Annotated in this window: 6 protein-coding genes and 1 tRNA gene; 5 read left to right on the forward strand and 2 right to left on the reverse strand. The window is 66.0% G+C overall.

All coding sequences use genetic code 11. The annotated features are described in order from the left end of the window. The 5 genes from WAW85_RS10720 to WAW85_RS10740 form a co-directional block, all read left to right on the forward strand. Window positions 1-837: FAD-dependent oxidoreductase (locus tag WAW85_RS10720; RefSeq protein ID WP_422559601.1), on the forward strand; the 837-nt coding region annotated here is incomplete at its 5' end. Window positions 838-873: 36 nt separating this feature from the next. After that, window positions 874-1,683, forward strand: coding sequence for a mycolate reductase (cmrA, locus tag WAW85_RS10725; protein ID WP_422559602.1), 810 nt, complete (start codon window positions 874-876; stop codon window positions 1,681-1,683). Between the two features lie 5 nt (window positions 1,684-1,688). Further along, window positions 1,689-2,285: an oligoribonuclease gene (gene orn / locus WAW85_RS10730; RefSeq protein ID WP_422559603.1), complete on the forward strand. Its 597-nt coding sequence runs from the start codon at window positions 1,689-1,691 to the stop codon at window positions 2,283-2,285. A gap of 102 nt (window positions 2,286-2,387) precedes the next feature. Continuing rightward, window positions 2,388-2,460, forward strand: a tRNA-His gene (locus WAW85_RS10735). Between the two features lie 81 nt (window positions 2,461-2,541). Further along, window positions 2,542-3,735, forward strand: a complete 1,194-nt coding sequence (locus WAW85_RS10740; RefSeq protein WP_422559604.1) for a benzoate/H(+) symporter BenE family transporter — start codon at window positions 2,542-2,544, stop codon at window positions 3,733-3,735. Here the strand turns inward: WAW85_RS10740 and WAW85_RS10745 are convergent. Then, entirely contained in the window at window positions 3,692-4,744 is a 1,053-nt protein-coding gene (locus tag WAW85_RS10745; protein ID WP_422559605.1) for a tellurite resistance/C4-dicarboxylate transporter family protein, read from the reverse strand. The genes WAW85_RS10740 and WAW85_RS10745 overlap by 44 nt on opposite strands. Window positions 4,745-4,763: 19 nt before the next feature. Further along, window positions 4,764-6,740 (reverse strand): DUF222 domain-containing protein, encoded by a 1,977-nt coding sequence (locus WAW85_RS10750; RefSeq protein ID WP_422559606.1) that lies wholly within the window; start codon window positions 6,738-6,740, stop codon window positions 4,764-4,766. Window positions 6,741-6,977 lie beyond the last annotated feature (237 nt).

The following is a 6,977-nucleotide window of genomic DNA, read 5'->3' on the forward strand; positions in this document are numbered from 1 at the left end:
GACCTGTACGAGGGCGGCGATTCGATCGGCGGCCAGTTCTCCATCGCCGCCCGGATCCCGGGTAAGGAGGAGTTCAACGAGACCATCCGCTACTACCAGCGCCAGTTGGACATCAACCACGTCACCGTGCACCTGGGCACCCGGGTGAGCGCCGACGACATCATTGCCGAAGGCTTCGACCAGGTGATCCTCGCGACTGGCGTCACCCCCCGCGTCCCGCAGATCGACGGCATCGACCACCCGATGGTGATGAGCTACGCCGATGCGGTGCTGGGCCGCCGGGAGGTAGGCAAACGGGTCGCCGTGATGGGCGCCGGCGGTATCGGCTTCGACGTCACCGAGTTCCTCACCACCGACGAGTCCCCCACCCTGAATCTGAAGGAGTGGGAGCAGGAGTGGGGCGTCACCGAAGACCTCGACACCCCCGGCTTTGTCACCAAACCGCGCCCGATCCCGGCTACCCGCCAGGTGTATATGGTGCAGCGCAAGCCGGGCGGCCAGGGCAAGACCCTCGGCAAGACCTCGGGCTGGGTGCACCGGGCAACAGTCAAGATGAAGGGTGTCGAACAGATCTCCGGCGCCACGTACGACAAGATCGACGACGCCGGTCTGCACCTCACCGTGCACGATAAAGAAGGCAATGAGGTGGGCAAACGCATCCTCGAAGTGGACAACGTCGTCGTCTGCGCCGGTCAAGAATCGGTCCGCGACCTGATCGATCCCCTGACCGAAGCCGGCGTCACCACGCATGTCATCGGCGGCGCCGATCTGGCCTCCGAGCTCGACGCCAAGCGGGCTATCCGGCAAGGCACCGAAGTCGCCGCTGGCCTCCCCTGACCGAGAGCGCAGGAAGCACCACATAGGATCAGGGCCATGGCTCTTCCCCCACCGAACCCGTCCGCCCGTGCCGTGGTCACCGGCGCCTCCTCTGGCATCGGCATGGCTCTGGCCTGCGTGCTCGCCGACCGTGGACACTCGCTGATCCTCGTTGCCCGGCGCGGCGAAATCCTCGACGCCCTCGCCGACGAACTTCGCTCACGCTGCGGGGTCGAGGTGGAAGTTCGAGCGACGGACCTTTCCGATGCGCAGGCCACGAAGCTGCTGTGCGACGAGCTGTCGGGCCGCGAGGTCTCGATCCTCTGCAACAATGCGGGGATCGCAACCTTCGGCCCGGTCGCCGAACTCGACGCCGACTATGAGCGCGCCCAGGTACTGCTCAACGTCAATGCCGTCCACGACCTGACGCTCGCCGTGCTGCCGCAGATGGTGGCGCGCAGCTCCGGCGGCATCCTGATGGTCGGATCGGCAGCGGGCAACATGCCGATCCCGAACAATGCCACCTACGCCGCCACCAAGGCGTTCGTGAACACCTTCAGCGAGTCGCTCCGCGGCGAGCTCGGCGGGACCGGCGTGCATGTCACCTTGCTCGCGCCTGGACCGGTGCGCACCCAGACCCCCACCGACGGAGACGCCTCCATCGTGGACAAGATGGTGCCGGACTTCTTGTGGCACTCCAGCCAGCGCGTGGCCGAAATGAGCCTGGACGCATTGGCGCGTAACAAGATGCGCATCGTTCCGGGCACACTGTCGAAGGCGATGAGCGTGGCCGGCAACTACACGCCGCGTGCCATCGTCGCCCCGATCGTCGGTACCTTCTACGCCAAGCTGGGTGAAAGCGAGTGAGCCGCATGGATGACAAACTTGTCTGGATCGACTGCGAGATGACCGGACTGGACACCGGCTCGGACAAGCTGATCGAGATCGCCGCGCTGGTGACCGACAGCGACCTCAACATCCTCGGCGACGGCGTCGACGTCGTGATTCACGCCAACGATGCGTCGCTGGCCTGCATGCCGCCCGTCGTGGTCAAAATGCACGCCGCGTCCGGGCTCACCGAGGAAGTTCGCGCGGCGACGGTGACCGTGGCGCAGGCCGAGCAAATGGTGCTCGCCTATCTGCGCGAGCAGGTTCCCGGCGGCGGTGTGCCGCTGGCCGGCAACTCGATCGCCACCGACCGCGCCTTCATCGCCCGCGATATGCCCGAACTCAACGCTTTTCTGCACTACCGAATGGTGGATGTCAGCTCGATCAAAGAGCTGTGCCGCCGCTGGTTCCCACCGATCTACTTCGCCCAGCCGGAAAAGGGGCTGGCCCACCGCGCGCTGGCCGATATCCGCGAGTCGATTCGCGAGCTGCGCTACTACCGCAAAGCCGCGTTCGTCGCCGAGCCGGGACCGACCGAAGAGCAGCTCACCGAGCTCGTAGAAGAACTCGGACCAGCGTAAATGCCGCCGCTGTAATCCGATTGGAGTTTCCCGTCAGGTTACGGCTAAAGTAGAAGCCTGGTTCGCAGAGCGTCGCGCAAGTACCGTGAGCGAGCCAGAATGGTGACCGTAGTTCAGTTGGTAGAGCACCAGGTTGTGATCCTGGCTGTCGCGGGTTCGAGTCCCGTCGGTCACCCGAGAAGAGATAGCGCCTGATCTGCTCCTGCAGATCAGGCGCTATCTTTCTATTCCGGGTCGACGAGCAGGAGGCAGTCACATGGCCACCGCATCGACTCAGCCGAACCTGCGACACACCATGCTCGTCGGGGTCTCCGCAGCACTGATCGGCTTCACCAGCTCGGCGGTCGTCGTGCTCGAAGGCCTGCGCGCTGTCGGCGCTACCGCCCAGCAAGCGACGGTCGGCCTGATGGCGCTGTGCGTGCTGATGGGCGTCCTCTGTATCGGGATGAGCCGCCGCTACCGGCTGCCGATCACCTTCGCTTGGTCGACGCCCGGTGCAGCGGTACTCATTGCCGCGGGAACCGCCGTCGGCGGCTGGGGCAGCGCGATCGGCGCCTTTCTGATCTGCGGCGTGCTGCTGACGCTGACCGCACTGATCCCCGGTCTCGGCGCGCTGATCGGGCGAATCCCCGCGCCGATCGCGCAGGCAATGCTCGCCGGTGTCCTGCTCACCATCTGCCTCGGTCCCGTACAGAACTTCGGTTCCAGCCCGGCCATTATCGGCGCCTTGGTGGTGACATGGCTGGTCCTGCAGCGGTTCGCCGCACGCTGGGCCACTCCCGCGGCATTCGCGTTGGCGATGATCCTCATCGCCGCCGCAGCAGCGACCCGCGGTGACTCAATCTCCGTCTCGGCGCCGCACCTGGACTGGACCCTGCCGAGCTTCTCCCTCGCCGCGGCCCTCAACATTGCGCTGCCGCTGTACCTGGTTACAGTGGCCGCCCAGCACATCCCGGGTGTCGCAGTGATCAGCAGTTACGGCCACCGGGTTCCGTGGCGACCCGTGCTTCTGGCGTCGGGACTCGGGACCACAGCTGGCGCGATGTTCGGCGCGCACGCGGTCAATCTCGCCGCGATCACCGCCGCCCCGGCTGCCTCGCCTGAGGCGCACACCGACCCGGCACGACGATGGGTCGCCGCTGCAACCACCGGCTGGACTTACTTGGCCCTCACCCCGTTCGTGCCCCTCTTTGTCGGCCTGGCCCAGGCTGCTCCCGACGGTGTGGTGGGCACCGTCGCGGCCGTCGGATTGCTGAGCACATTGGGCGGTGCGATGATCGCCGCGGTGGCCGACGAGAAGTTACGCATACCCGCCGTGATCACCTTCATCGTCGCCGCCAGCTCAGTGGTGATCGCTGGCGTCAGCTCGATGTTCTGGGCACTGGTGTGCGGGATTGTCGCACATCTCATCCTGTCGCCGCGGCGCCGCTCGACTGCCCCGCCGGCGTGAGAACGGTGCGCCAGATGTGCACACCCATGGCAACAAAGGTGAGACACCAGGCGCCCAGCGCGAACCAGCTCTCCCCCGTACCGATGGCGTGCACGATCGGAAGCCGGTCCACGTCGCCCAGGAACCGTGAGCCGACACCGTACATGCCCAGCGGGAAGATGATGCTCCACAGCGTCGCCTCGTAGGTCAGCGGCACCCGCCGAATGACGTGCTTCCAGATGCCGGCCGCGATCAGCGGCGGAATCAGCCAGGTGCCGAAGGCCCAGAAGAAGACCGCCGCACCGGCGATCAGCCCGCGCGTGGCGTCGACCATCGGAGCATCCGCCATCATCACGATCCGGGCACCGGCGACGACGGTGATCGCGGTGGCACCCATCGCCACCCAGTACGGCGGCGTCAGGTCCTCCGGCCGGAACGGATGCGCCAGCAGCCGGACTGCGATCAGGATTCCGACTGTGCAGTAGAGGAAGACACCCACTGACCAGGAGAACACCGCGAGCAACGCCAACGCGTCGCGGCCGGTGGTCACTTCCGGCTCAATCATGGCCGCCAGCACCGCGACCGACTGGCTCGCGACGGCCCAAATGAACCAGGTGCCGTTCGCAATACCCAGCGCTGGCGAGCCCTTGCGTCCACGCACCGCCAACGCCGGGACGGTGTAGCCGAGGACGATCCAGGAGATCGCGCCGGCCATCAGCATCACCAGCCCGGCCGCGATCAGGCCGTCGCCAACGAGGCGACTGCCGAGCACACAGGTCGCGGCAACAAAAGTGAAGAAGCCGAACGAGCGCGCCGGATCGGCGACGTCGGCCAGCATCGCCTCCGGGTAGCGGACGGCCCGCGCGAGGTTGCCGACGATGAGGATCGCGTATCCGATCGACGCGATCACCAATAGCACGTTGGAAAGCACCGGCAGCGTGGGCGCCAGTCCGATCGAAATGATTCCGGTCGCCATGACGAACGCGAAATACCCCGGTGTCAGTCCTCTGATGCCCGCGGCTATCCCCATCGTGCAAATGTAGAACTCGTCAGAACGGCGGGTCTCCAGCGCTGTCTTCGTAGCGATTCTGGGCGGCCTCGCGCTGGGCGTTGGCAGCAGCTTTCTTCGCGGCTTCCTTCGCATCGCACGCGGTGCGTGCGGCCTGGTTGGCCTTGCGTTCGGCACGACGACGAGCATGCTTAGCCTGCGTGCGGGTCTGCACCCGGCGCGGCGCATCTTCGGCACTGGTGCCCTCGCCGGAGGAGACCGAGCGTAGGTCGGCCTGTTGGTGGGTGCACCGCAGTCCGGTCAGTGACGGCAGGAGCCATTGGTTCGGTGCGAGCATTTCCACGGTCAGACCGCCGGGGGTGGTCATCGCCGAGTGATATCGGCCGTCGGCGTCGATCCACAGTTCATCGACAAAGCCCTCAAGATTTGTCTTCACCAGATGGTGGAAGCGACACTTCGGCAGGAGATTGCACAGGCAGGTCGGGCCGCCCTGGGCGGAAAGAACGCTGCGTGCCCGCAGCCCCGCCGAAAAGTCGTACTCGGCCACATGGTCCAGGTCGCAGGAGAACGCCGCGCGCTCGCAGCCCAGCACTGAGCACGTTCCCCACAAGAACCGGGCGATCACCTCGGTCAGCGCATTCGGACGGTAGCCATCGCTTGGCAGAGCGGTATGAGCAATCACCCGAAAGCCGGCCGCACCATCGACCTCGACGAGGGCAGCCAGGGCGGCATCCCAGTCCTCAACCCACTGCGGGGGCGGACCGACCGGAATAAATTCTCCTCCGGCCGGATCGGCCGCGACTAGCAGCGACCGGTCTCCTTCGGCTTCGGCGGGGCACTCGAACCACTCGGCCGGTGGTTCCCAGTCGAACCAGCTGCCCGGATCGTCCAGAACCCCCTCGGGACATGGGGTACCGCCCCCGGACTCGCCGGGGGTGTCGGGGCGGGGTGGTTGTCGATGCACCGACGGCTCATCACCGACCTGGTCTTCGAGGAGGTCGGTGAGGTTGTGCTGGCGGATCGCCGCATCGCCGCGGCTGGCGATCTCGCGCACATGATCAGCCGAGATCGGGCCGTACCCGTCGACATACCCGCAGATATTGCCGCCCTCGAGGGTGGCATTATCGGCCAGCACGTGGATCAGAATGTGAGTCAGCCGCGCATCCACCTGCGCCGCACGGATCTGCGCGGTACACGACAAGCTCTCGCACTGGCACACAAACTGGTTCCGCAACACCAGTGCGGTCACCGCATCGGCGCGCGCCTGATCCTTCGTCCGCGGATCGTCCTTGCACAGACCAGCCACAACGGCATCGATCGTCTTGTTCATCAGCCGCATGTCTTCGGCCGTCACCACCACGGTGACCTGGCCGAGTCCGTCTTCCAGGACCCGGTAGGACACCCGGCGGCGCCGCTTGGCTTCTTCGCGACGCTCACGCACCGCTTCCGGATCGACCTGCGCCACGAACTGACGGGCCAAGCCGGCAGTCTTGGCCTCCGACAACGACGTCACCGACCCCAGACCGAGGAGGTGTGCGGCGATCTTCTGATCCAGGACTGCCATCAGCGCAGGGTCGGTCACCAGGTCGGTCTCGATCACGATCTTGCGGAACCGGCGACGATCAATCTGCCCGGCACGCAGCAACTGCGCCACCAACGGCAGCCGATCGCGCGCCGCGAACGCATCATCGAGCAGCGCGTGTGCGGCGTACTCGGTCGACTCCAACCCGACCTGCACCTCAATCGCGGCCTGGGCATACACATCGAGCAGATTCGTCCGCACCGCCAGTGCTTCCCTCTTCCCGGCCTCGATCGCATCGAAGGTCGCCAGCGCGTACTGGAACTGCTGCCAATCCAGAAACGAATGCCCATGCTTGGCGGCGTTCATGGCCTGCCCCAACTCCGGCAACGACAGACCCGACAACTCCGCAGTGGCCACCCCCGTGCCCGACAGATCAGCGGTCGGCCACATCGAGGTGCGCAGCGCGGTCATGTGGATCACCACCTTCCGATCCATCGAACGTACGTTCTTTTCCTTATCCTCAGAGTACGCGCCCACGAGTCATTAGTACAAGTGTTCTAGGTAGGTTTTCTTGGGGGACGATGTCACGCGGCGGCCGTACTGATCACCTAGTGCTGGGCGGCCAGCCATTGGTCGAGCGTGGTCGAGGTGACCACGTCCGGGCGGGCCGGGATCAGGCTGCCGTCGCGCAGGGCCGGGCCGCCGAAGCGGAGCGGAAGCACGACCCCGCGC

The organism is Gordonia sp. (in: high G+C Gram-positive bacteria), from assembly GCF_049299075.1.
Lineage (GTDB): Bacteria > Actinomycetota > Actinomycetes > Mycobacteriales > Mycobacteriaceae > Gordonia.

Bases quoted from the DNA above. Each gene is read 5' to 3' on its own strand.
- cmrA (WP_422559602.1), top strand. From the start codon at position 874: ATGGCTCTTCCCCCACCGAACCCGTCCGCCCGTGCCGTGGTCACCGGC.
- orn (WP_422559603.1), top strand. From the start codon at position 1,689: ATGGATGACAAACTTGTCTGGATCGACTGCGAGATGACCGGACTGGAC.
- WAW85_RS10740 (WP_422559604.1), top strand. From the start codon at position 2,542: ATGGCCACCGCATCGACTCAGCCGAACCTGCGACACACCATGCTCGTC.
- WAW85_RS10745 (WP_422559605.1), bottom strand. From the start codon at position 4,744: ATGGGGATAGCCGCGGGCATCAGAGGACTGACACCGGGGTATTTCGCG.
- WAW85_RS10750 (WP_422559606.1), bottom strand. From the start codon at position 6,740: ATGGATCGGAAGGTGGTGATCCACATGACCGCGCTGCGCACCTCGATG.